The 23,820-nt window shown below is 68.0% G+C and carries 21 protein-coding genes; 7 read left to right on the top strand and 14 right to left on the bottom strand.

The window, feature by feature from the left end:
* Positions 1-11 precede the first annotated feature (11 nt).
* The gene (locus tag ACWGIC_RS10065) at positions 12-1,334 is read right to left on the bottom strand and encodes an MFS transporter (protein ID WP_452075544.1); all 1,323 of its coding nucleotides are present in this window, start codon (positions 1,332-1,334) and stop codon (positions 12-14) included.
* 86 nt (positions 1,335-1,420) lie between these two features.
* Between ACWGIC_RS10065 and ACWGIC_RS10060 the strand changes: the two genes are divergently transcribed.
* Positions 1,421-2,170 carry an IclR family transcriptional regulator gene (locus tag ACWGIC_RS10060; protein ID WP_452075543.1) on the top strand — a complete coding sequence of 250 codons (750 nt, stop codon included), beginning with the start codon at positions 1,421-1,423 and terminating at the stop codon, positions 2,168-2,170.
* 7 nt (positions 2,171-2,177) lie between these two features.
* On the opposite strand, the gene ACWGIC_RS10055 is transcribed toward ACWGIC_RS10060, so the two are convergent.
* From ACWGIC_RS10055 to ACWGIC_RS10020, 8 genes are read right to left on the bottom strand one after another with little or no spacing between them, the layout of a single operon-like run.
* Positions 2,178-3,563 (bottom strand): amidase, encoded by a 1,386-nt coding sequence (locus ACWGIC_RS10055; RefSeq protein WP_452075542.1) that lies wholly within the window; start codon positions 3,561-3,563, stop codon positions 2,178-2,180.
* Positions 3,564-3,578: 15 nt separating this feature from the next.
* Complete coding sequence (locus ACWGIC_RS10050; RefSeq protein WP_452075541.1) at positions 3,579-4,337, bottom strand: SDR family NAD(P)-dependent oxidoreductase; 759 nt, start codon at positions 4,335-4,337, stop codon at positions 3,579-3,581.
* Positions 4,334-5,758, bottom strand: coding sequence for an aldehyde dehydrogenase family protein (locus ACWGIC_RS10045; protein WP_452075540.1), 1,425 nt, complete (start codon positions 5,756-5,758; stop codon positions 4,334-4,336). The genes ACWGIC_RS10050 and ACWGIC_RS10045 overlap by 4 nt, the downstream gene beginning before the upstream one ends.
* A complete protein-coding gene (locus ACWGIC_RS10040; RefSeq protein ID WP_452075539.1) occupies positions 5,751-6,518 on the bottom strand; it encodes an ATP-binding cassette domain-containing protein in 768 nt (255 codons plus the stop codon). Before ACWGIC_RS10040 ends, ACWGIC_RS10045 begins: the two co-directional genes overlap by 8 nt.
* Positions 6,515-7,249 (bottom strand): ABC transporter ATP-binding protein, encoded by a 735-nt coding sequence (locus ACWGIC_RS10035; protein ID WP_452075538.1) that lies wholly within the window; start codon positions 7,247-7,249, stop codon positions 6,515-6,517. Before ACWGIC_RS10035 ends, ACWGIC_RS10040 begins: the two co-directional genes overlap by 4 nt.
* Positions 7,246-8,061: an ABC transporter permease gene (locus ACWGIC_RS10030; RefSeq protein WP_452075537.1), complete on the bottom strand. Its 816-nt coding sequence runs from the start codon at positions 8,059-8,061 to the stop codon at positions 7,246-7,248. The genes ACWGIC_RS10035 and ACWGIC_RS10030 overlap by 4 nt, the downstream gene beginning before the upstream one ends.
* Entirely contained in the window at positions 8,061-9,005 is a 945-nt protein-coding gene (locus ACWGIC_RS10025; RefSeq protein ID WP_452075536.1) for an ABC transporter permease, read from the bottom strand. Before ACWGIC_RS10025 ends, ACWGIC_RS10030 begins: the two co-directional genes overlap by 1 nt.
* Positions 9,002-10,492 carry an ABC transporter substrate-binding protein gene (locus tag ACWGIC_RS10020; RefSeq protein ID WP_452075535.1) on the bottom strand — a complete coding sequence of 497 codons (1,491 nt, stop codon included), beginning with the start codon at positions 10,490-10,492 and terminating at the stop codon, positions 9,002-9,004. Before ACWGIC_RS10020 ends, ACWGIC_RS10025 begins: the two co-directional genes overlap by 4 nt.
* 76 nt (positions 10,493-10,568) lie before the next feature.
* Between ACWGIC_RS10020 and ACWGIC_RS10015 the strand changes: the two genes are divergently transcribed.
* A complete protein-coding gene (locus tag ACWGIC_RS10015) occupies positions 10,569-11,306 on the top strand; it encodes a FadR/GntR family transcriptional regulator (protein ID WP_452075534.1) in 738 nt (245 codons plus the stop codon).
* Positions 11,307-11,411: 105 nt separating this feature from the next.
* Here ACWGIC_RS10015 and ACWGIC_RS10010 read toward each other — a convergent pair whose 3' ends face one another.
* The 4 genes from ACWGIC_RS10010 to ACWGIC_RS09995 form a co-directional block, all read right to left on the bottom strand.
* On the bottom strand, positions 11,412-12,008 hold the full coding sequence (locus tag ACWGIC_RS10010; RefSeq protein ID WP_452075533.1) for a class F sortase: 597 nt from the start codon (positions 12,006-12,008) through the stop codon (positions 11,412-11,414).
* Positions 12,008-12,727, bottom strand: a complete 720-nt coding sequence (locus ACWGIC_RS10005; protein WP_452075532.1) for a hypothetical protein — start codon at positions 12,725-12,727, stop codon at positions 12,008-12,010. The genes ACWGIC_RS10010 and ACWGIC_RS10005 overlap by 1 nt, the downstream gene beginning before the upstream one ends.
* Positions 12,728-12,963: 236 nt before the next feature.
* Positions 12,964-13,995, bottom strand: a complete 1,032-nt coding sequence (locus ACWGIC_RS10000) for a trans-sulfuration enzyme family protein (RefSeq protein WP_452075531.1) — start codon at positions 13,993-13,995, stop codon at positions 12,964-12,966.
* A 277-nt stretch (positions 13,996-14,272) separates the two neighbouring features.
* Positions 14,273-17,488 carry a penicillin acylase family protein gene (locus ACWGIC_RS09995; protein WP_452075530.1) on the bottom strand — a complete coding sequence of 1,072 codons (3,216 nt, stop codon included), beginning with the start codon at positions 17,486-17,488 and terminating at the stop codon, positions 14,273-14,275.
* Between the two features lie 163 nt (positions 17,489-17,651).
* On the opposite strand from ACWGIC_RS09995, the gene ACWGIC_RS09990 reads away from it, so the two are divergent.
* The 5 genes from ACWGIC_RS09990 (at position 17,652) to ACWGIC_RS09970 (ending at position 21,804) form a co-directional block, all read left to right on the top strand.
* Positions 17,652-18,026: an FKBP-type peptidyl-prolyl cis-trans isomerase gene (locus tag ACWGIC_RS09990; RefSeq protein WP_452075529.1), complete on the top strand. Its 375-nt coding sequence runs from the start codon at positions 17,652-17,654 to the stop codon at positions 18,024-18,026.
* 119 nt (positions 18,027-18,145) lie between these two features.
* On the top strand, positions 18,146-18,904 hold the full coding sequence (locus tag ACWGIC_RS09985; protein WP_452075528.1) for a S1 family peptidase: 759 nt from the start codon (positions 18,146-18,148) through the stop codon (positions 18,902-18,904).
* Between the two features lie 124 nt (positions 18,905-19,028).
* Positions 19,029-19,763, top strand: coding sequence for a S1 family peptidase (locus ACWGIC_RS09980; protein WP_452075527.1), 735 nt, complete (start codon positions 19,029-19,031; stop codon positions 19,761-19,763).
* Between the two features lie 36 nt (positions 19,764-19,799).
* Complete coding sequence (locus ACWGIC_RS09975) at positions 19,800-20,135, top strand: hypothetical protein (RefSeq protein WP_452075526.1); 336 nt, start codon at positions 19,800-19,802, stop codon at positions 20,133-20,135.
* A gap of 49 nt (positions 20,136-20,184) precedes the next feature.
* Entirely contained in the window at positions 20,185-21,804 is a 1,620-nt protein-coding gene (locus ACWGIC_RS09970; RefSeq protein WP_452075525.1) for a hypothetical protein, read from the top strand.
* Here the strand turns inward: ACWGIC_RS09970 and ACWGIC_RS09965 are convergent, their stop codons facing one another.
* Positions 21,805-23,814, bottom strand: a complete 2,010-nt coding sequence (locus ACWGIC_RS09965) for a hypothetical protein (RefSeq protein ID WP_452075524.1) — start codon at positions 23,812-23,814, stop codon at positions 21,805-21,807.
* Positions 23,815-23,820 lie beyond the last annotated feature (6 nt).

The following is a 23,820-nucleotide window of genomic DNA, read 5'->3' as shown; positions in this document are numbered from 1 at the left end:
GTTTTTCGTCCTCACTCGGGCAGTGGTTTGTTGCGGGTTTCGGGGACCAGCGGGAGCAGGAGCAGGCCGACGACGAACACGGCGGCGGTGGACGCCAGCGGCACGGCGAGCGAACCCAGCTCGCGGATCGCGACGCCGAGCACGAACGTGCCGACCGCCGCGAACCAGCGGGAGATCGTGGTGGTGAACGCGAACGCGGTGGCCCGGAACAACGTCGGGTACTGCTCGGGCAGCCACACCGTGAACACCGCGAAGTTCGCCCCACCGAGGCCGAGGATCGGCAGGAACGCGAAGAGCAGCGGCAGGTTCCCCAGCGGGTAGGCGATCCCGTAAGTCCCGACGATGCCCACCACCATCAGCGCGAAGAACAGCGCCAGGGCGCCCCGGCGGCCGAGTTTGTCGGCGAGCCACGGCGTGCCGATGCAGCCGATGACCGTGAAGATCGCCGAAATCGCTGCCGCGAGGCTGGCCAGCTGGGGGCCGTGGCTCACGCCGGTCTCCTTGGCGAGCGCCGTCACCGCGGTCGGCACGTAGGTGGCAGTGGCCCACAGGCCGATCACGCAGGCTCCGAGCAGCAGCAGATTGCCGATGGTCCGCCGCCGGTAGCCGCGGCTCATGATGTTGCGCAGCGGGGCGAGCAACGACGTCCGCCGGGCCGTTTCGGCCTGTGCCGCCCACTTTTCCGGTTCCTTCGTGTTCCGTCGGATGAACAGGACCAGCAGCGCGGGCACGATGCCCAGCAGGAACAGGCCGCGCCAGCCGAGCTGCTGGCCGAACGCCAGGTAGATCACGGCCGTCAGCAGCTGGCCGACGTAGTTGGCCGAATGCAGCACCCCGCCGAGTTTGACCCGGAGCCGCTCGGGCACGGCCTCCGCGACCAGCGTGGCCGCCATCGCCCATTCGCCGCCGATCCCGACCGCGCACAGGAACCGGAACGCCATCCACGCCCAGACGTTCGTCGAAAACCCGGCCAGCGCGGTGAACACCGAGAAGAGCAGGATGCTGCCGATCATCGCCGGCCGCCTGCCGAAGCGGTCCGCGATCGGGCCCCAGATGAAGGAGCAGCCCCATCCGGCCAGGAACAGCGCGCCGCTGAGCTGGCCGTAGAAACCGATGTTCGCGACGTCCGGGGTGATGCCGGACGGCGGGAGCAGTTCGCTCAGCGTGGGCGCGAGCACCAGGCCGAACATCGCGAGCGTGAACCCGTCCATCGCCCAGCCGCCGAAGGAACCCCAGAACGCGTTGCGCTGGGCGCGGTTCATCCGGACCGGCGGGCCCGGATCGGCCTGGCCGGCGCGGGACCGTTCGCCGTCGGCTTCCTTGATCGTTGTCATGACCACCTCACTGTGGTCCACAATGCGGACCGATGGACTACTATGTGGACCGGTAGCGTATGAACGGGATCACCGAAGGTCAAGGGGTGGCGAACGTGAACAGCGTGCTCACTGCGTTGCGGGTGTTCGAGGCGGTCGCCGCGGCGCAGCCGGCGGGATTGAGCGAACTCGCGCGCCGGCTCGAGGTCCCCAAGAGCACAGTGCAGCGCTGTCTCAAAACGCTCGCCGACGCGGGCTGGGTCCGGCCGGAGCCGAACGGGGAAGGCCGGTGGGTGATCACCGGGAAGGCGTTCAGCATCGGCAGCGCGGTCAGCTCCGGGCCCCGGTTGCGCGAGATCGCGCTGCCGGTTTTGAGCCGGCTGCAGGGAGACACCCGCGAGACCATCCACCTGACGGTCCCCGACGACGACGCGATGGTGCTGATCGAACGGCTGGACAGCCCGCATCAGCTCCGCGCATTTCTCCAGCTGGGCACGCGGCTTCCCCTGCACGCGGCGTCGAACGGCAAGGCGTACCTGGCTTCACTGGACGACGCGGCCGTGGAGTCCTTTCTGCACAACGGTCTTCGCAAGGTCAACGACCACACCGTCACCGACCCCGACGTCATCCGCCGCGAAGTCGAGGAGATCCGGCGGCGCGGCTACGCGGTCACCAACGAAGAACTCCACGAAGGCATCGCCGCGGTCGCCGTCGCGCTCAAGACGGCGGACGGCGAAACCTGCGGTTGTTTCAGCATTTCCGGACCAACGACAAGGCTGACGCCCGACCTCTACGAGACGTATGGCGAAAAGGCGATCGCCGCCAAAGCGGAGATCGAGCGGTTTCTGTCGTTCTGAAGCTGGCTCAGCTGACCGGCCAAGGACGCTGTTCGCCACGCAGCTTCTCGTAGGCTGCCGCGATTTGCAGCACCTCCAGGTCCGCGAACCGACGCCCCGCGATCTGCAGGCCGATCGGCAACCCCTCCGGGGTGTAACCGCAGTTCAGGGACACCGCGGGCTGTCCGGACATGTTGTACGGCACGGTGAAAGCGATGTGCTCGAACGGTCGCGTCGGGTCGTTCGTCGGGGACGGCCAGTCCGCGGGCGGCGGCAGGACGGGGCAGGTCGGCGACAGGACCACGTCGTACGGTTCCGTCGCGCGCAGGGCTGCCACGCTGATCGCGTCGATCGCGGCGAACCCGCGGTAAGTGTCCACACCGGACGCATTCGCTCCCCCGGCTGCCCAATCCGCGATGTACGGCAGGACTTTCGCGCGCTGATCCTCCGTCAACACAGCCATGTCCGACCAGGCACGGACCCGCCAGAAGGTGTCCAGGCCGTTCAGGTGCTCGCGGGTCAGGAACGGGTCGACGGTCTCCACGACCGCGCCCGCGGACGAGAACAGGTCAGCGGCGGCAATGACCGCTTCGGCGACGGCGGGATCGACGGCGAGGCCGACGCCGGGGTCGAGGTGGAGGCCGACACGCAAGCCCGAGAGCGAACTGTCCAGGGAAAGCCAGTCGATCGAAGCGGGTGGCAGGCTCAGGTGGTCGCGCGGGTCAGGTTGCGCCAGCACGCTCATCAGCAGGGCGGTGTCGGCGACGGTCCTGGTCAGCGGCCCGGCGACGCGGCCGAGGAAGGGCGGGTCGACCGGAACGCGGCCGAAGCTGGGTTTCAGGCCGACCAGACCGCACCAACCGGCGGGAAGGCGGATCGAGCCGCCGATGTCGGTACCTACGTGCAAGGGGCCGTAACCCGCGGCGGCTGCGGAGGCGGCACCGGCGCTGGAGCCGCCGGGCGTGCGCGTGACGTCCCACGGGTTGCGCGAAGCGGGGTGGAAGCTCGAAAGGCCGGAGGTGAGCATGCCGTAGTCGGGCATGGTCGTCTTCGCCAGCAGTACGGCACCTGACTCGCGTACGCGCGCCGCCGCAGGGGCGTCGGTGGCAGCGGGCGTTAAAGAAGTGGCGGCGGTGCCTAACGGCGTGGGGACGCCGACGGAGGCGATGTTTTCCTTCAGCGTCAGCGGGACACCGTCGATAGGGCCGGACGGTTCACCGGCGTGCCAGCGTACTTCGGACGCCTTCGCTGCTTCGCGGGCCGAAGCGGCGTCGTACGCATACAGGGCGCGCAGTTCGGGCTCACGGGCGTCGATGCGGGCGAGGACGGCTTCGGTGACTTCGACCGGCGAGAACGTCTGCGCGCGGTACCCGGCTACCAGCTCGTTAGCGGTCAGGTCAGCCAATTCGGTCATCGCGGAACCTCCGATTCACGAAGCGGGTGGGTCAAAGCGGCCGTCGACTGCTGTCCAACCGCCGTCAACAGCCAGGACGGAGCCGGTGACGAAGGTTGAAGCGTCCGAAGCGAGGTACACGACGGCGCCAGCCAGCTCGTCCGCGCGCGCCCAGCGGCCGAGGGCGCCCTTCTGGGCGTAGGCGTCGTACCAGTCGGGGCGCGCTTTGATCTGTGCGGTCAAGGGCGTCTCTACAACGCCAGGAGCGATGGCGTTGACGCGTACGCCGGACGGTCCGAACTCGGCGGCCGCGGTGCGGAAGAGCTGCACCAAGCCGCCCTTCGTTGCCGCGTACGGGCCCTGACCGGGTTCGACTGTGGTGCCGCGGATCGAGGAGAAGCCGATGATGCTCCCCCGGCCTTGCTCGACCATCGGTGCGCCGAACGCGCGCAGCACCTCGAAGGCGACGCCCAAGTTCAGCTCCACCACGCGGTCGAACTCTTCGCGCGTGTAGTCGAGCAGGCGTTTCCGGACGTTGGTGGCGGCCGTCAGCACGACAGCGTCCAGCGGGCCCAGTTCGGTGGCAGCGGCTGCGATGGCACCGGGGGCGAGCAGGTCGATCTCGTACACCTCGCCGACGCCGGTCTCCCGAGCGGCGGCGACGTCACGGTCCGCGCAGATCACCGACGCACCCTGCGCGGCCAGCGCGCGGGCGGCTTCCCGGCCGATCCCGCTGCCCGCGCCAAGCACGACGGCCCGGCGACCGTCCATTCGGAACAGTCCGGCGTAGTTCACGGGCGCAGCACCGCCATCCTGGTCACGGTCAGCTCTTCCACGGCGAATCGCGGCCCCTCGCGGCCAATCCCGGAGTCCTTGACCCCGCCGTACGGCATCGTGTCGGACCGGAAACCCGGCACCTCGTTCACCACTACCCCGCCGACCTCCAGCTCGTCCAGCGCGCGGAAGGCGGTCTTCAACGAGCGGCTGTACACGCTCGCGTGCAGGCCGTACCGCGACGCGTTGACCGCGGCGAACGCTTCGTCCACATCGGACACTGTGCGCAGGCAGACGACCGGGCCGAAGATCTCCTCGTCCCAGCATTCGACGCCGTCCGGTACGTCCGCGAGCACTGTCGGCTCCAGCACGCCATCGCGCACCGAACCGCCAGCCAGCAGCCGTGCGCCCGCGGCGAGCGCTTTGTCGACCCAATCGGCGACGCGGGCGGTCGAGCGTTCATCGATCAGTGCCGACACCCTCGTGTCGGCCGAACGTGGGTCACCAATGGTCACTTCGCCGAGCCGGGCGAGCACCTTGCCGGTGAACTCCTCGGCCACGGACGACACCGTCAACACTCGCTGTACGGAAATGCAGGCCTGCCCGGACGCGTAGAACCCGCCGCGCAGCACGGCGTCGGCGGCCGCATCAAGGTCTGCGTCCTCCGCGACCACCAGTGCCGCGTTGGAGCCCAGTTCCAGCAGGGTCTTCGTCGGTGCGGCGTCGCGGGCGATCTGGTGTCCCACGGCGGCCGAGCCGGTGAACGACACCGCGCCGATCCGCCGGTCCGTGACCAGCGCCGATCCGACGGCAGCGTCCCCGGTGACCAGCTGAACCATCGCGGGGAGAGCGGTCAGCGAGCGCACCAAGTGCACCAGCCACAGCGTCGCCAGCGGGGTTTGCGGGGCGGGCTTCACTATCACCGGGCAACCAGCGGCGATCGCCGGAGCGATCTTGTGCGACGCCAGCAGCAGCGGGTAGTTGAACCCGGCGATGCCGACCACGACGCCGATCGGCTTGCGCTTCCAGAACCCGACCAGCCCGTCGCCGGACGGCAGCAGGTCGAGCGGCACGGTTTCGCCGTGCAGCCGTGACACTTCTTCGGCCGCGGCCTCCCAGGTGACGATCGTGCGCGCGACCTCCACCTGACAGTCGACCAGCGGTTTTCCGGTCTCCAGCACGAGAAGCTGCTCGAACTCGGTCTGACGTTCGCGGATCGCCGAGGCTACCTCGTTCAGCAACGTCCGGCGGGTCCGCGAAGGCAGCGAAGCGACCTCACGGGCCACTGCGACCGCCTCGTCGAGAGCACGCGAGGCCAGCTCGACGGTGCCGACCGGAGCAGTACCGATCACGCTGCCGTCATAGGGAAACACGATCTTCGCGGAATCCACTGTGGACACCCAGCCGGGACCGATCGGCAGGCCGTCCGGGTAGTCAGGCATCCGTTTCTCCCTTCAACCGGGCCAGCTCGGTCCGCAGATTCGGCGCGGCATCCAGCAGTTCCCGGGTGTACTCGTGCTCCGGCGCGACGTAAACCTGCTCGACAGCACCGATTTCCACGATCTCCCCGCGGCGCATCACCGCGACGCGATCGCAGACGTGCCGCACCACGCCGAGGTCGTGCGAAACGAAAATCAGCGTCAGCGAGAACTCGTCGACCAGCCGGGCCAGCAGATCCAGGATCTGCGCGCGTACCGAGACATCCAGCGCGCTCACCGGTTCGTCCGCGATCAGCACGCTCGGATTCGGCGCGAGCGCGCGTGCGATCGAGATCCGCTGCCGTTGCCCGCCGGAGAACTGGTGCGGGTACCGCATCGCCGCGTCCTCGGGCAGTCCGACCGCGGTCAGCAGTTCAGCCACGCGCTCCGGCGACCGGCGACCGAGCGGTTCGGAGACGATGTCCCGCACGCGCATCCGCGGATCGAGCGAGCCCATCGGATCCTGGAACACGATCTGCATTTCCCGGCGCAGGAACCGCAGCTTCCGCTCGGGCAGCGAGTCGATCCGCTTGCCCTGGAACGACACCGTGCCCGCGGTCGGCCGGTCCAGCGCGGCGAGCAGCCGGACCAGCGTGGACTTCCCGGAGCCGGACTCGCCGACGATTCCGAACCGTTCACCAGCGGAAACGTCGAAGCTCACGCCGCGCAACGCGTGCACGTCCCGCCTCGTATACCGCCGCTCCAAGTCCCGTACGGAGATCATCGCGCGCCCTCCAGATCGGAGGCTGCCAGCAACCGTTGCGTGTACGCGTGCTTCGGCGCGGTCAAAACCTCCCGCGTCGACCCGTGCTCCACAATGGCCCCGTCGAGCATCACCAGCACCCGGTCGCACATTTGCGCCACCACCGCCAGATCGTGCGTGATGAACAGCAGCGAATTCTCCGCCGACAGCCGCTGCCTGATCAGCGACAGAATCTGCGCCTGCACGGTGACGTCCAGCGCGGTGGTCGGCTCGTCGCAGATCAGCAGCCCCGGGTCGTTGGCCAGCGCTATCGCCAGCACCACCCGCTGCCGCTGCCCACCGGACAGCTGATGCGGATACGCCCGCGCGACCCCCGGCAAGCCCACCGCGGCCAGCAGTTCCTCCGCCGGCCGCCCGCGACGGCCGTGCACCCGGAACGGTTCGGTGACCTGCCGTCCGACCCGCATCGCCGGGTTCAGCGCGGTCATCGGCTCCTGGAACACCATCGCCATCTCGTTGCCACGCAACCGGGACAGCTCTTTTTCGGACGCACCGAGCAGCTCCCGGCCGTCGAGCCGCACCGAGCCGGTGGCAGACAGCCCTTCCGGCAGCAGTCCCAGCACAGACAGCGCGGTGAGCGATTTCCCCGACCCGGATTCGCCGATCAGCCCGACCCGTTCGCCCGCGCCCAGTTCGAACGAAACCCCGCGGACCAGGTCCTCGACCTGCAGGTTTTCCACCGTCAGCGTCATACCCGCGCCGCCAATCGGGGGTCGAGACGGTCGCGCAGACCGTCGCCGAGAAGGTTGAAGCCGAGCACCGCCACCGCGATCGCGATACCGGGCACGAGCGCGAGCCGCGGGTGCGCGGTGAGCAGTTCCTGCGATTCCTGAAGCATCCGGCCCCACGACGGCGTCGGCGGCCGCGTGCCGAAGCCGAGGAACGACAACGCCGCTTCGGCCAGCACCGCGATCGCGAACGACACCGACGCCTGCACGATCAGCAGGCCGCCGATGTTCGGCAGCACGTGTGCCCAGGCGATCCGCGTCCGCGATCGTCCGCCTGCCCGCGCGGCGAGCACGTATTCACTGCTCATCACCTGCAGCGACCCGGAGCGGGCGATCCGGGCGAACGACGGGATGGTCGCGATGCCGATGGCCGCCATCGCGGTGAGCGTGTCCGCGCCGAACACCGCGCCAAACATGATCGCCAGCAGCAGCGCGGGAAACGCGAGCACCAGGTCGTTCACGCGCATCACGAACTCACCGAGCCAGCGCGGGGCCATTGCCGCCAGCACGCCCAGCGGCGTGCCGATCACCGCCGCGATGCCGACCGCGACCACGCCGACGTACAGCGTGGTCCGCGCGCCGACGAGGAGCTGGCTGAACACGTCCCGGCCGAACTTGTCCGTCCCGAACAGATGCTGCGCGGAGAACCCGAGCAGCCGGTCCGCCGCGTTGACCTGCACCGGGTCGTACGGCGTCCAGACGAACGACACCAGCGCGGCCAGCACGACGAGCGCGACGAGCGTCCCGCCGAGCAGGAGATTTCCGTTGCGGCGCATCAGGACCCCCGCAGTCTCGGGTCGAGCACCGAATAGAGCACGTCGACCACGAAGTTCACCAGCAGCACCCCGGCGACCAGCACCAGCACGATCCCTTGCACCGTCAGCAAATCGCGCCGCGCGACCGCGTCCAGCAGCATGCTGCCGAGCCCGGGCAGCACGAACACCCGCTCCACCACGACCGCGCCGATCAGCAGCGTCGTCAACTGCAGCCCGAGCACGGTGACCACCGGGACGGACGCGTTGCGCAACCCGTGCCGGAACAATGCCTGACCAGGCAAAAGCCCCTTGGACCTGGCGGTGCGCAGGTAGTCCTGGCCGAGCGTGTCGAGCACGGCGGAGCGGACGTAGCGCGTGAGCACCGCACCCTGCACCAGGCCGAGCGACAACGCCGGGAGAATCAGCCCGCGCAGGAACTCGCCGGCGTCCTGGTTGGGCGGCGTCCATCCGCCGCTCGGCAGCCAGCGCAGCTGTACCGCGAAAATCTGCACCAGAATGATGCCCGCGAAGAACGCCGGAATCGCCACGCCGACCTGCGACAGCCCGGAAACCGCGACGCCGCTGGCCTTCCGGTGCCGTACCGCCGCGAACGCGCCAGCGGGCAAAGCGATCACCAGCGCGACGATCATTCCCGCGCCGACCAGCCACAACGTGACGCCGAGCCGGTCCACCAGCTGCGGGCTGATCGCCTCGCGCGTGACGTAGGACCGGCCGAAATCGCCGTGCAGCACCCCGCCCATCCAGCTCAGGTACTGCTCGACCAGCGGCCGGTCGATGCCGAATTCGGCGCGGGTCTTCGCGAGCAGCTCCGGCGTCGCGTTCACGCCCAGCGCGACCTGCGCGGGATCGCCCGGCAGCACCGCCATGAACAGGAAAACCACAATGGACGCCACGAACAGGCTCACCGCGAAGACGGCCACCCGCCGCAACACGCGTGCGGTCATGCCGGCCTCACCCCGGTCAGGTCGAAGGACTCGCTGACCTGGTTACGCGCTAGCCCAGTCACCTTTTTCTTGGCGACCACGACGTTCGGGAACAGGAACAGCCAGTCCGCGGCCGCGTCGGCGTTCAGCTGCCGCGCGACCTCTTTCATGTCGCTCACCTGCTCCTGCGGCGTGCCGCTGTCCGCCGCGGCGAGCAGCTGCTGCACGCGTTTGCTGTCGTAACCCCAGTAGTACTTGGCTTTGCCGAACGTCGAAATGTCGCGGGCCTCGACGTGCTGAATGATCGACAGGTCGTAATCGTGGTCGGTGAAGACCTGCTTGAGCCACACCGCCGGGAAGTCGAGCGGCTCGATCGTCGCGGTGACCCCGACGTCCGCCAGCTGCGATTGCACCACCTGCGCTGCCGACACGGCGTAGGGCAGGTTCGGGATGCGCAGCCGCAGCTTGAGATCGTGCACCCCCGCCTCGGCGAGCAGCTGCTTCGCCTTCGCCGGGTCGTAGGAATAGACCTTCGACAAGTCCTCGTACCACGGGTCGGTGGGCGGGACCATGCTGCCGATGAGCGTGCCGCGCCCGCTGAAAACCAGGTCCAGCACGGCTTTCCGGTCGATGGCGTAGGTGAGCGCACGACGGACGCGCACGTCGTTCAGCGGCGCGCGCTTGCCGTTGAACGCCAGCGTGACCTCGCTGTTCGTGGTGCCCTGCTGCACGGTGAACCGGTCGTCGCCCTGGAACTGCGGGATCGAATCGGCCGACGTCAGATTGGAAATCACGTCGATCCCGTTGGACAGCAAGGCGTTGTTGAGCGCCGTCGGGTCGCCGAAATACTTGAGCACGACCGTGCGATACGCCGGTTTCGATCCCCAGTACCGCGGATTCTCCCGCAGCACAATGGAATCCCCGCGCCGGCGCGACGCCACCTCGTACGGTCCGGTACCGACCGGATGATTCGCCAGATCCGCGACGCCGGTCGGGCTGAACATCGCGCCGAGCCGGCTGGTGAGGCTGAACAGCCAGCCGTTGCTGGGTTTCGACAGCACCACGCGCGCGTGATCCGGCGCGACGACCTCGACGTGGTCCACGACGTCCATCGCCGATTTGAGCGAGACCGTCCAGTCGGTTTTCACCCGCATCAGGGAAAACTGGACGTCCGAGGCGGTGAACGGAGCGCCGTTGCTGAATTTGGCGTCCTGCCGCAGCTGGAAGTCGTAGGTCTTGCGGTCCGGGCTGATCGTCCAGGACTTCGCGAGCAGCGGCACGATCCGGCCCTGCGGATCGAGTTTCACCAGGCCCTCGTAGACGTTGTAGAGCAGCGCCTGCGGGATGGCCACGCCGTCGGAACGGGTGAAGTCGAAGTTCGCCGGTTCCGCCGTGTAGCCCACGGAAAGCGTGTCCGGACCTGGGGAAACACTCGCGCTGGAGCCTGCCGAGCAGCCGGACGTCACGAGCAGCAGCGCCAGCGCCGCCGCAGTGCTCCGGGCTTTCATTCCGCCTCCTGCTCAGTACACTGGTCTGACCAGTACACCCTAGGCAGACTCGCACCCGGCAGACACCGAGGTCAAGATGAAGTTCGAACCGGTCGCTCCGGTCCGCGCCTACGAGCGGATCGTCGAGCAGATCGAGGAAGCCGTGGTGAGCGGCCGCCTCAAACCCGGCGAACGGCTGCCCGGGGAACGGGAGCTGATGACGCAGTTCGGCGTCGGCCGGTCGACCGTGCGCGAGGCGCTGCGGGTGCTGCAAGCTGCGGAGCTGATCCGGTCGCGGCCGGGCGATCCGCGCGGGCCCGAGGTGCTGGCCGCTTCGCCGGGCGCACTGCACCGGTCGATGCACCGGCTGGCGCGGGCGGAACACGTCGGGCTGGCGGAACTGCTGCAATTCCGGATGGTGCTGGACGGTTCGTCGCACCTGCTGGCCGCGGAACTGCGCACCGCCGAGGATTTGACCGCGCTCGACGCCGCGCTGGAAGGAATGGCGACGGCGGAGGGATACACCGAATTCAGCCGCGCGGACGTCGCGTTCCACGACGTGATCGCCCAGGTGTCCCGGAATCCGCTGCTGGTGGTGAGCGGTGAAGTGGTCCGCGGCGTGGTACTGGAATTGATCGAGGACAAACTCAGCCACGCCAACGACCGCGGCACGCTGATGCGGTCCTGGCTGCGCCACCACGAAGAGGTGCTGAACGCGATCCGCGCCGCCGACGGGGAGTCGGCGGCGCGGCTGGCGCGTCAAGCGCTGTATGACAACTACGCGGAATACGTGCCGAAGGAACGGCGGACGCTGCTCACTCCGCTGCTGACCTGAGTCGTGAGCACCCCAATGTGGCATTGGGTGCGTCGCATGCACCGAACGCCACATTGGGTGCGTCACATGCACCCAATGTGGCATTGGGGCAGCGCTGGACCTGAGTCAGGAGACCAGGTTCGCGTACACCACGATGTTGTCCTTGTAGCTGTGCTCGGCGTGGTCGAACACGCCGCCGCAGGTGATGATGCGCAGCTGCGGCTTGTCCGTGTTGCCGAAGACGGCCTGCGTCGGGAACGTGTCCTTGGGGACCTGTTCCTTGCGGTCCACCACGAACTTCAGCTTCTTGCCGTCGCTGCGTTCGACGTCGACCTCGTCGCCCGGGTTCACGTCCTTGAGCTTGTAGAAGATCCCCGGCTTGTGGTCGCCGTCGACGTGCCCGAGCACGATCGCCGGACCCACCTCGCCCGGCACCGGGGAAAGCCGGTACCACGCGGCCTGCATCGGATTCTTCACCGACGGAACCGAAATCTGCCCGTCCTTGTTCGGCAGGACAGTGATCAGCGACGACTTCGCGCCGATCTTCGGGATCTCGACCGACGTCGGCCGCAGCCCGGCGAACGGCTTGGTCACCGGGACCGCCGCACTGGCCGGGGCCTGCGCGGCGGGCGCCGCCGGGGCGTCCGAACCGCACGCGCTCAGCGAGAGGGAGAGGAGCAGAGCACCCGCGAGAGCGGTGCCCTGCCCGAACTTCCTGGTCATCAGGCGGCCATGCCCCCGAAGCCGGTCTCGATGCCGCGCTTCGGCGTGTACTTCACCTGCGAGTCGCCGTGTCCGCCGGTGGTGCCAGCGGAACCCGCGCCCGAGCCGCCAGCCGGGGGAACGTGCCCGCCATCGGTCGGCTTGCCACCGCAGGTCCAGGCCGCGTAGACGGTGCCGTTGTCGAAGGAAACGCCCTCGTGCCGCTTGACCAGCCACAGCCAGTAGCGGCCGTCGGTCTCGTCCTGCTCCGGGCCCTCGACCAGGTCGAAGTCCTTGGAGTGCACGTTGGTCGGCGCGCCGGCGACGCAAGCGATGCGCAGGAGGCCGAGGTCGCCGTCGAGGTCGGCGCCGTAGGCGGTGTCGTCCACGAACGGCGGCTCTGCCGGAGTGCTGGTCTCCGAGGAGGTCGGCGTGGTCGGCTTGGTCGTGTCCGTCGGCTTGCCGGTCTCGGTCGGCTTGCCGGTCTCAGTCGGCTTGCCCGTCTCAGTCGGCTTGCCCGTCTCGGTGGGCTTGCCGGTCTCGGTCGGCTTGCCGGTCTCGGTGGGCTGCGTGGCGGTTTCGCTCGCCGGCGGCGTGGCCGGGGTGGTCTCCGTCGCGCTGGCAGGGGCCGAGGCGGTCGTCGCCGGGGCCTCCTCCGCGTTCGCGGCAGGCACGACGGCAAGGCTGATCAGGGCGCCCGCGAGCACAGCGCCCGCGAGTCTGCCCAGGGTCTTCTTCAAGATGTTTACCCCTCTGAGAAAAGCGCGATGACCCCCACCGCGCCCGCTGATCCTGCCGAACATTCAGCCCAAAGGGGTAACTCTTTAGCTGGTGATTAATGACACGAGAGAAAGCGGTAACGAACGCCTTCGTGGCGGCGATGATTTCGCCCGGCTGCCGGAAATTCGGCCCGCCGTGCCCATACCGTAACAGTTGCCAGGCAACCCGCACAGCCCTCGTTAATGAATGACGGAAATCAACCGAGCGCGGTCAGCAAATCCCGCCACAGGTCCTCCGGGTCTTCCAGCCCGACCGAAAACCGGATCAGCCCCGGCGGCACGCGCTCCTCGCCAGGCAGCCACGCACGCCGCTCCACCAGGCTTTCCACCCCGCCGAGACTCGTCGCCGACCGGATCAGCCGCACGCTCGCGCACACCTTGTCCGCAGTAGCCGCGCCGTCGACTTCAAACGCCGCCATCATCCCGAAACCGGGATAGCGAACCTTTGTTACCGCCGGGTGTTCCGCCAATCGGGACACCAGCAATTCCGCGGTACGGGTTTGCTCCGCCAGTCGCACCGGAAGCGTCCGCAGACCGCGCAACGCGAGCCACGTTTCGAGCGTGCCCGGCGTCGCGCCGACCCGAGTCCGCGCCGAGCGAAGTTCGTCCACAATGTCCTGATCGGCTGCGACCGCGACGCCGAGCAGGAGATCACTGTGCCCGCCAATGAGTTTCGTCGCGCTGTGCACAACGATGTCCGCGCCGAGCGACAACGGTTGCTGATGCAGCGGAGTCGCGAAGGTGTTGTCGACGACTACTCGTCCCCGCGTACCGCGCGCGATGGTCTCGATCTCCATCACGTCGAGCGTCGGGTTAGTCGGCGATTCGAGCCACAACAGATCGGCGTCGCAATCAAGCCACGCCTGAGTGTCCGTCGGCTCCAATTCAGTGACCGTGAGGCGACCGATTTGCTGTGCGTGCTTCAACGCTCCGCGCGTAACCGCGTAACTGAATGAGGGAACCGCAACCGTCGACCCGACCGGCAACGAATCCAGCACCGCGGACAACGTCGCGACCCCCGACGCGAAGGCAACCGCCGTGCCGCCTTCCAGCGACCCGACGACCTCCTCGAAAGAGTCCCAAGTGGCCGTCCCGTCGGAGCGCGAATACACCGCGTCGCCGCCGGCCTCGAAGGTGCTCGTGGCCACGATCGGTGTGTTCAGCGGCTCGCCGGGGCCGTGCGGCCGGCCCGCCGCGATCGCGCGGGTCCGCGGAGTCCAGTCGTCCATGCGGACACGGTAACTTCGCGTCCGCTTGGACGGCAGGCGATGAATGTCACCAAGTGGTCAGCCGTTCCACAAAGTGGGCAGCGTCTTGATTGGCCGGGCGAAAGTGCAGGTAGACGGCCTGCGACAGCCACAGCTCCAACGGCCGGAACGCGGCGGTGGATCCGGCACGGCCATCGCTGGCGCGCCTGCCTGCTCAGCGTCCTGTTCAGGAAAGAACCGCCCCGGCCGATCATGCTGGCCGGGGCGGTTCTCATCGTCGCTTCAGCAGCGACCGAAGTCAGTGCGCGTAAACCTCGAACTCGTACAGCGAATACCCGTACTTAGTCCCGCGCGAGATCCCCTGCATCCGAACGAACCGCGCGTCGGAAGGCGCGAACGAGACGTTGTCCGTCCCGCCGTTCCCGTCCGTCACCACCGCGGCGTCGTGCCAGTCGGTGCCGTCGGTGGACAGCTGGATCTTGTATCCCTTCCCGTACGCCTTCTCCCACGACAGCACCGCTCGCGAAACCTGCTGCACCGACCCGAGATCCACGGTGATCGACTGGTTGTCGCTCCAGTCGCTCGCCCAGCGGGTGCCGGGGTTGCCGTCGACCGCGTTCGAAGCGGGCGAGTTGTAGAACCCGGTTTCCGCGCTGGAAGCGTTCACCGGCTTGCCCGCCGAGAGGTTCGAAACGTTGTCGCCGCGGTGTGCGGGATACTCGACGACCTGCTGGAACGTCGGCCTGTTCTGCGTGCTGATCTTGCCGTGCGCGATGCCGCCCAGCGGACGCTGGATCACCGTGTCGGCGCACCACTGGTCACCGGCCGAGCAGTCGCCGTCGCCGGGGTACACAGTGTTCGCTGGCTGCCCAGCGGCCGTGGTCAGCGAGTCGACCAGCATCTGCCGGCACGCGTTCACCTCGCCGCCGCCGCAGAACTTCGCGCCGAGCGGGCCCGCCACCGGCTGTCCGAGCGCCGTGCGGAGATCCTTGCTGACGTAACCCCACCAGCCGTGCTGATACGCCGAACCCTGGTGCGGCTGCCCGACGTGCTTGCCCGGCGTCTCGTTCTGGAATCCCGACGGGCTTTCGTTGATCTGCAGCACGTTCGTCATCGCGCCGAACGCGTCGTCGCCCATCGACGGCTTGAACTCGCCGGTGACCAGCAGCGGCCACCAAGCGTCCATGATCCGGATCGCGTCCGCGTCGTGGTAGGTCTTGCTGCCCGGGCTGGACTCGACGCGCTGGTGTCCGTGCTGCATCCACGTCTTCAGCTTCGCCTCGGCGTCCGCCGCGGCACCGGTGAGCGGGGCCTTGTCGAGCACCTGCAGCAACAGCGGCAGCACCTTCTCCGCCCGCAGGTCAGCCAGTGCCGCGTCCTCCATCGCCTGGGTCAGGTTGACCCGGGTCACCTTGGTGCCGCTGGAAAGCAGCGCCTTGACGCGTGCGTCCAGCAGGTCGCCGCGGTGCACGGCGGACTTGTCCGCACCGCCGGACGCGTAGCCGTTGGCCTGCGCGTTGTTCCAGCTGATGTAGTAGTCCTGGTTCACCGACTGCGGATGCTGTGACGCGGGCGTGTAGTCGGCCTTGTTGCCCGCCGGGTTCCAGCCCGACCAGTCGAACCCGCGGTCGCCCCACGCCGGCATCATCGGGTCCACAGTGGAATTGCGCACCGGGTTCGCGCCGGAGTTGAAGTACGCGATGTCCTTCGAATCGGCGTAGAACCAGTTGAAGGTGAAGTTGACGTCGTTCGCGGCGCGCTGGAAGTCCGCGGCCGATTTGACGTAGCCCGGGTCGTTGAACTCCTGGAACCCGATCAGCGAATCCACCTCGTGCATGTACGACGAGCGCAGCGACGAGTACGCCACCGGCTTCCCGTCCACCATCGCCCGCGAGGTCACCGGGCCGTACTTCGTGCGGTAGCTGCGCAGCGTGTAGGACCCGGCCGCGGTGCCGTCCGCGACCGTCGGCGACCAGGCGTTCTTGCGCTCCACGGTGTCCATCGGGAGGCATTTGCCCTGGTAGAGATAGTAGTTCGAGTCCTTTGTGGCCGGTTTGCCGCTCGGGTCGCACAGCGGCAGCGCGTAGGTGTCGATGATGTCCTGAGCCGCGGTCGTCGCGCTCCACGAGTAGTCCTGGCCGCGGCCGAGCAGCACGTACATGCTGATCCCGGCGAACGACGCGCCCCGCGCGCTGATTCCCGGACCCTGGATTTCCTGCAGCAGCAACAGCTGCGGAGCGAAATACCCAGTCTGCGGACCGAAGACGGCGACCGGATGTCCGCTGGCCGTCTTCGCGCCGGACACCAGCAGCGCGTTGGACATGCCGTGCTTTTCCTTGAGCATGTTGCCCGGCAGCACGCCGTTGTCGAACATGCCGCGCGCGGACTCCTGGTCCTTCGGCGCGGGAACCTTGACCTTCGCTTGCGCCGAGGCCGCCGAGCCGGTCTGGTCGAACACGAGCTGCTGGTTCGTCACCGAACCCTTGTCCGGCAACGCCGCGCCCTGCGGGTTCGCCGGAGTGTTGCCGTACGGGAAATTCTGCCCGTCGTGCAGGGTCTTCACGGCCTCGGGATCGTCCGCGGCGCGTAGGCTCTGCCACACCTTCTCACCCTGCTCGACGCCGTACTTCTCCTGCAGCGCCAGCTTCGCGACCGCGTTCTGCACCTCGCCGCCGCCACCGGCGCCGAACTGCGCGCCGACCACCGAGGCGAGCACCACGAGGTCAGTGAGCTTGAACGGTTCGATGGTGCCCGCGTTGGTGATCGCGTCGACGTGCCCGGTGAGCACGTACTCGCCCGGGAAGTACCGGCCGTTGTGCGAATCGGTGATGTATTTATTGATGCCTTCGATGTACGCCTGCGCGTCGGCGAGTCCCTGCTTGCCGCGCGGACCGCTCGCCGCCACGGCGTCGATCTGCTGCTGCAACTCTTCTTCGGTATAAGGCGCGGAGGCGAAGAAAGACTGCTCCAGCTCGCGGTTCGCTTCCGCGCCGCCGGCGTAGGACGTCAGCTGGCCGCGCCCGACCCGGCGCATGATGTCCATGAGCCACAAGCGATCCTGCGCCGCCGCGTAGCCCGCGCCGTACTCGGTGCCGGACCGCGTCGTGCCCTGGATGTGCGGGACGCCGGTGGCCTTGTCGCGCGTGATCGTCACGTCGTCGCGCGGTTTCAGCGTGCTCGCGACCTGGTCGGCGGGCACGCCGAAGGACGAGTCGTTGAAGAATTTGCCGATCGTGTCAGTGGTCAGCGTTTTGTAGCCGCCCGCAAGATCGGCGTATTTGCCGAGCTGGTCGTCGGCGTGCCCGGGCTGCGTGCCGAACGCCTTGTTGGCGAGGATTTCGGCGAGCGTCGCGCTGCCGTTCTCCCCCGGCGGGAGGATGTCGTTGCACTGGCCAGCGCAATAGTCGTTGCCGGGCAACGCGGCGGAAGCCGGTGCCGCGGTCCCGATCTGCACTAGGCCGGCCGTGAGCACGGCTACCGCGCCCGCGGCCAGGATGGGAATGCGTCGTCGCATGCCGCAGCTCCGTCCACGAAGGATGCCCCAGGGTGACCCAGCGCACGCTACCGACGGGTAGCGGGCATGTGAAGAGTTTTCGCGTTTATCCCCTCGTTGGGAGTAGTCCGTCCGGCGGTACTCCATCCGGCGCAGCGGTTGAGCGCTAGGTACCGTGAGCCCCATGAGCGTGGAAAAACCCCAAGTCGAGCGCCCGGACGGACCGCCGCCCGCCGAGCTGCAGATCAAAGACATCACCGTCGGCGACGGCCCCGAGGCCCAATCGGGCAATGCTGTCAGCGTCCACTACGTCGGGGTCTCGCACTCCACCGGCGCGCAATTCGACGCGTCCTACGACCGTGGCGCACCGCTCGATTTCCAGCTGGGTTCCGGCCAGGTCATCCCCGGCTGGGACCAGGGCGTGACCGGCATGAAGGTCGGCGGCCGCCGCCAGCTCGTGATCCCGCCGCACCTCGCGTACGGCGAGCGCGGCGCGGGCGGCGTGATCGCCCCGAACGAAACGCTGATTTTCGTCGTCGACCTCGTCGGCGTGAGCTGAATTCGGAAAACGCGGGCAGCCGGGCGAGCCCGATCGGGCAGCCCCGGCTGATCCCCCTTTCGGGGGAAACCGGAGACGCCTATGTTCGCATTGAGTAGTCGTCTTCCGGAGGATATTTCATGCGTTTGCGTGCTGCCCTTTCCGCTGCCTTCCTCGCCGCCGGAGCCGCGCTGGCTGTCGCGGCTCCCGCGTCCGCGGTCGCGAACGGCAACGATGTGGCGCCCGGCGAGTATCCGTTCGCGGCCAAGCTGTCCATGCCCGTCATCCCGAAGGCGGACGGCACCACTTATTCGAGCGGATGCTCGGGTTCGCTCATCGCGCCGCAATGGATCATCACCGCCGGGCACTGTTTCCACGACGTCAACCGCAAGCCGGTTTCCGGCCCGGTTCCGTACGCGACTTCGGTGCTTCTCGGCACGAATGTCGATAAGCCCGGCCAGGGCGAACGGCGCACGGTTACCGAAGTGCAGCAGTCGGGCGTCAACGACGTCGCGATCGCCAAGCTCGACCAGCCGGTCACCGACATCAAGCCGCTGACTGTCTCGCCCGCCGCGCCGACCGACGGGCAGAAGGTGCTGCTCGCCGGCTGGGGCAGCCTCACCGAGGTTTCGCCGAAGCCGTCGGACAAACTGCAGCAGGGCGAAATGCAGGTCGTCGGCTCGGACGCCACCACCACGAGCATCATCGGGGTTTCGCCGCAGAAGAACACCAGCGCGTGCAGCTACGACTCGGGCGCGCCGTACTTCGTCGACGACGGCGACCACACCGGCCGGCTCATCTCGGTCGAGTCGACCGGCCCGGACTGCCCGCACTCCACCCCGGAGACGACCGCGCGGGTCGACATTCTCAAGGACTGGATCGCCTCGCACACCCAGTGAGGGCAAGTCGCGAGATCGGACGGTTTTCGTCGCCCATCAAGGGAATTCCGCGGTGCGGACGGTGTCGTTAGCGTGGAAGGCCGAGTGCATCGGCGTCCGCCGGTGACCCGGACGAAGGGACAGAATGCGCGTCCGCGCCGCGATCTCCGCAGCAGTTCTCCTGCCCATCCTCACCGCGAGCCCGGCTTTGGCCGTCGCGAACGGCTCTGACGTCCCAGCAGGCCAATTCGGCTTCGCCGCGAAGCTGAGCATGACCGGAATCCCGCTGCCGAACGGAAGCACGTACTCGAGCTTCTGTTCGGCAGCGCTCGTCGCGCCGCAGTGGATCGTCACCACCGGCCACTGTTTCCACGACGCGAACAAGAACCGGGTGTCCGGCCCGGTGCCGTACCCGACGGCGGTGTCGCTGGGCCTGGTCGACGAAACCAAGGAGAAAGGCGTCCAGCGCAAGGTCACCGAGGTGCTGCAAGCCGGCCCGAACGACGTCGCGCTGGCGAAGCTCGACAGCCCGGTCTCCGAGGTCAAGCCGCTCACTGTGAACCACCTGGTCCCCGGCGTCGGACAGCAGGTCACGCTGGCCGGCTGGGGCAGCCGGACGGCGCAGAACCCGGTGCCGTCCAAGCAGTTGCAGCAGGGCACGATGAAGATCTCGTCGGTCGGCGGCACGACAGTCGGCATTCGCGGCGTCGCGCCCTCGGCGTCCACCAGCGCGTGCACCTACGACACGGGCGCGCCGTACTTCACCGACGGCAAACTGTTCTCGATCGAGAACAACGGCCCGGACTGCCCGCACACCGCCGCCGAGACCACCTCACGCATCGATGTCATCGCCGAATGGATCGACGAGCACGCGAAGTGAGTACGGTAGAAGGGCCGTCGACCTGAGGAGAGTCGCATGCCCGAGCCGATCCTGACCGCTGTCGCCACCGCGCTGGCCACAAAGGCCGCGACCGGCCTGTATGACCTGGTCAAGCGCAAGTTCTCCGGCAACAGCAAGGCAACCGCGGAACTGGAGGCGGCCACCCCGGAGAACCCGGCCACCGTCACCGCGCTGGCCGAACGCCTCGACGAGGCCAGCCGCCAGGACCCGGAGTTCGGCGCGGCGCTGCGCACCGAGTTCGAGGTGCACCAGGAAGCACGCAGCGGCGGAGTGACGAACCACGTGGGCACCGTGGCCGAAGGGGCCAAGGTCGTTCAGCTGCGTGACGTACAAGGCAATATCAGCCTCTGACCCTCTTTCGCCCGACCGGCACGGAGCGCGATCGGTAAGATCGCTCTCCGTGCCTTCGTCGTCCTTCCCGGTGCCGCGCCGCTGGCGAACTGTGCGCACGGAACGGACGCTGCTGGCGGTAGTGCACAACGTCACCGCGGCGACGCGACTGCTGGACGTACTGCCGTTGTTCGCCGGGGATCCCCGGGTGCAGGTGGTGTTCACGTGCCCGGATTCGAGCGCGTTCACCCGGGGGACGGAGGAGTACCTCGCCGCGCGCGGGATCCCGCTGGAGCCGTGGGAAGACGTCGTGACGGAGGATTTCGACTGGGCGCTGGCAGCCAGTTACGGCGGGGATTTGCATCGGCTGCGCGCTCCGTTGACGGTTTTGCCGCACGGAATGGGTTATAATAAGTTCTTGGAAACCGGAAACCGGAAACCGGAAACCGGAAACCGGAAACCGGAAACCGGAAACCGGAAACCGGTTTTCGGGTTGTCCGAGCAATGGCTGATGCACAACGGCGAGGTGATCGCCGAACATCACGTCCTGTCCCACCCCGAGCAGCTCACCCGCCTGCGGCAGTACTGTCCGGAAGCCGCTGACCACGCCGTCATCGCCGGAGACTCCTGCCTGGACCGCCTGCGAGACGCCCGGGAACTGCGCGAATCCTACCGCCAAGCCTTGGGCGTAACCGGCGAGCAAACCCTGGTGCTGATCTCGTCCACGTGGGGCCAGCTCTCCTCGTACGGCTCCAGCCCAGACCTCCCCGAACGCATCGCCCGTCAATTACCTCTGGACGAATTCGCCGTCGTCCTCGCTCTACATCCCAACATCGGCCAAGGCCATTATCCGTGGCAACTGAAAATGTGGCTGCGAGATTGCCAGCACGCGGGCGTAACCGTCCTTCCGGAAGAAGACCTGTGGCAACCAGCCGCAGTAGCCGCCGACGTCACCATCGGCGACCACGGCTCCGTCACCTACTACTCCGCCTGCCTTGGCACCCCGATCCTGCTGGCCGCCGCACCCCACGAGGCCGTCGATCCGGATTCCCCCGTAGCCGCACTGCTGCGCACCGCCCCCGTCCTGACCGACGAAAACCTGGCCGACCAGCTGCGCACCGCGACCCAACCCGCGGCCCTGGCCGCCGCGACCGCACTCGCCACCAGCGTCCCCGGCCAATCCGCCGCCCTGCTGACCGACCTCGGCTACCGCACGCTTCGCCTGCCGCCGCCAGCTCAACCAGCCGGCTTCACCGCGTTCCCGCTGCCGCGAGTCCAACGTCCAGAACCCGGCGCGCAATGGATCCAGGTCCGCGGCGACGAAGTCACCAGATTCGCCGCGGAGTCCGCCGACACACACCTGGTCGTCCACGTCGACGGCCCCGACCCACGCCAGCTGCGCCGCGCCGACATCGTGCTGGGCGACCGTTTCCCTGAGCCGGGCCGCTGGATCGCCCTCACCCTCGCCGAATTCCCCGGCTGCGAATGGGCCGCCTGCCCCGCCGGATCAGGCTGGCTGGCCGGCAGCCGAGACGGCCTAGTCGTGTCCTTCACCGGCACGGACCTGCCGCAAGCCGTACCGTCGCTGCTCTACACGCGCGAACGGCTGGGCCTGGATTTCCCCGAGCAGCTGCCCTTCACCGCAGGCGGCCGCAAGCACGAGGCCCGGCTGACTGTCCACTATGGATAGTCAGAACTGCTCAAGCCAGAGCAGCAGGTCAGTCGCCTCAGCGGTAAAGCCGTGCATCCGAGCAATGCTCAACGCGTCCTCCGCGTGTGCCTTCGCCTGATCGCGGAACCCGCGGCCCACCGCCGCCTCCGCCCGAGACCGCAACGCGGCAATCCGCTCACGCTGCAGATTGGCCTGCTCCGCCGCCGAATCGAGTTCAGCCAGCACCGCCGCGCCTTCCTCGTACGCCCCGGCCTCGATCAGCTTCCGCCCCTGCCACAGCCGGACCTTCACCAGATTGCCCGGCTCGCTCTTCAACCCGTGTTCCGCTTGCGCCAGCAGCGCAGCCGCTTCCTCCGGCGACACAACCTTGGCCAGATGCATCCGAATCAACGCCAGCCGACGCTGGCTGCCGATCTCCTCAGCCAGCGCAAGGCTTTGCCGAAAACAGACCTCCGCCTGGCCCAGCAACGAAGCCGCGTCCTCCACACGTCCCTGCTGCCGAGCGACCCAGCCAGGCTCGAAAAACGCGAGCCCACGCGCCTCCAACGCGGACGCGTGTTCCTCCGGCGTCGTAGCCAGCTCGGCCACCGCAGCGAACTGCTCCTGCGCGGCAGCCCAATCCCGCCGCTGCATCTGAGCGAACCCAAGCTGGGTACGCACCAACCCCTCGGCAAGAGGCATCCCGGCAGCCTGCGCCGCTTGGACCGCGTCCTGGCTCACCACCGCCAGTTCCGCGGGATACGCGCCGTCTTTGTAGACCGGCCACAACGCCCTCGCCAGCCGGATGACGTCCTCGTGCGCCCCGGCCTGCAACGCGTCCTCCGCCGAGGCAAGCAGGTTCGCCTGCTCAGCGAACAACCACTCCCAGGCGTCCACCGCGGAGGGCGCCGGAGCGAATCCCGGCCAAATCTTCGCTGGCCAGCCAGTAGGCAGCGCGCGTTCCGCGATCTTGAGCCCTTGCTCGGCGTAGTACCCGATCACGACGCCGGAAAGCTCGCCAGCCAGCCCAGCGGCGTGCAAACGAGCCAGCTCCGACATCCGGTACCGGCCCTGGATAACCTCGATCAGTTTGGCGGACACCAGTTTCTGCAACGCGTCCTCAGCGTCGAACTCGTCGAGACTGAGCACCGCCGCGACGGTTTCCAGCCGGACGTCACCGCTGCCCGGGTGCGCGCCGAAGAACCGGTAGACCGCTTGTTCTCGCTCGGTCAGCAAGTCGTACGCGACGTCGAACACCGCGCTGGCCAAAGCGCCTTTCGCCCGGATGCGCGCGATCAGCCGCCGCACCGTGCCGCCCTGCCGGGCGAGAATCATTCCCGCGACGTTGAGTTCCGCAGCGGAGCCAGCACAAATCCGAAGCAGTTCTTCCCGCTGTTCCGGCTCCGCGGCGAGTTTCTCCTCGCCCACCAGTTCAGTCAGCACGCCCAGCGCCGCCTCGTCGCTCAACGGCTCCAGCTCGACCTCGCGAGCGGAATACCGGGCACGCAGCGCATCGAGCCCCGACCCGACCACGAGCACGTACGAGCCTGGACGGGTCGGCAGCAGCGCTTTGACCTCCGCCGCGCTCAACGCGTCGTCGACCAGCAGCGCGACCTTGAAGTTGGCGGTCTGCGACTGCCACATCGCCGCGCGGCCTTCAAGACTCGCCTGCATCTCGTCCGGGCCGTAGCCCAGCTTGGACAGCAACTCGGCGAGTACGTCAGCGCCCGCCCGATGGCCCACGCGCACGGAATAGAAGCGGTCGAACAGGTCCCGGTGCTGGTGCAGCCAGGTTTCACACAGCGTCGTTCGCCCACTGCCCGGTGCCCCGCGCACGATCGCGACCGCTACCCGGTCACGCGCCTCGTCGTGAATTTGGGTGAGTGCAGCTAGCTGACGCTCATTGTTCCGGTAATGCTTCGGCGGCGCCTGGACTTGTAATGCCGGTGCCGCTGGCTGCCGCGGCCCGTGGAAATGCACGTCGCCGTACACCTTGCCAGCCTGGAAGACCTTGTCCGCCTGGCCGTCGAAGTAGTTGCCGTCGCTCACCGTTTC

It is taken from the genome of Amycolatopsis sp. NPDC054798 (genome assembly GCF_053611505.1).
Note: the sequence above shows the minus strand (reverse complement) of the source record. Positions and strands in the feature narration are given on the sequence as shown.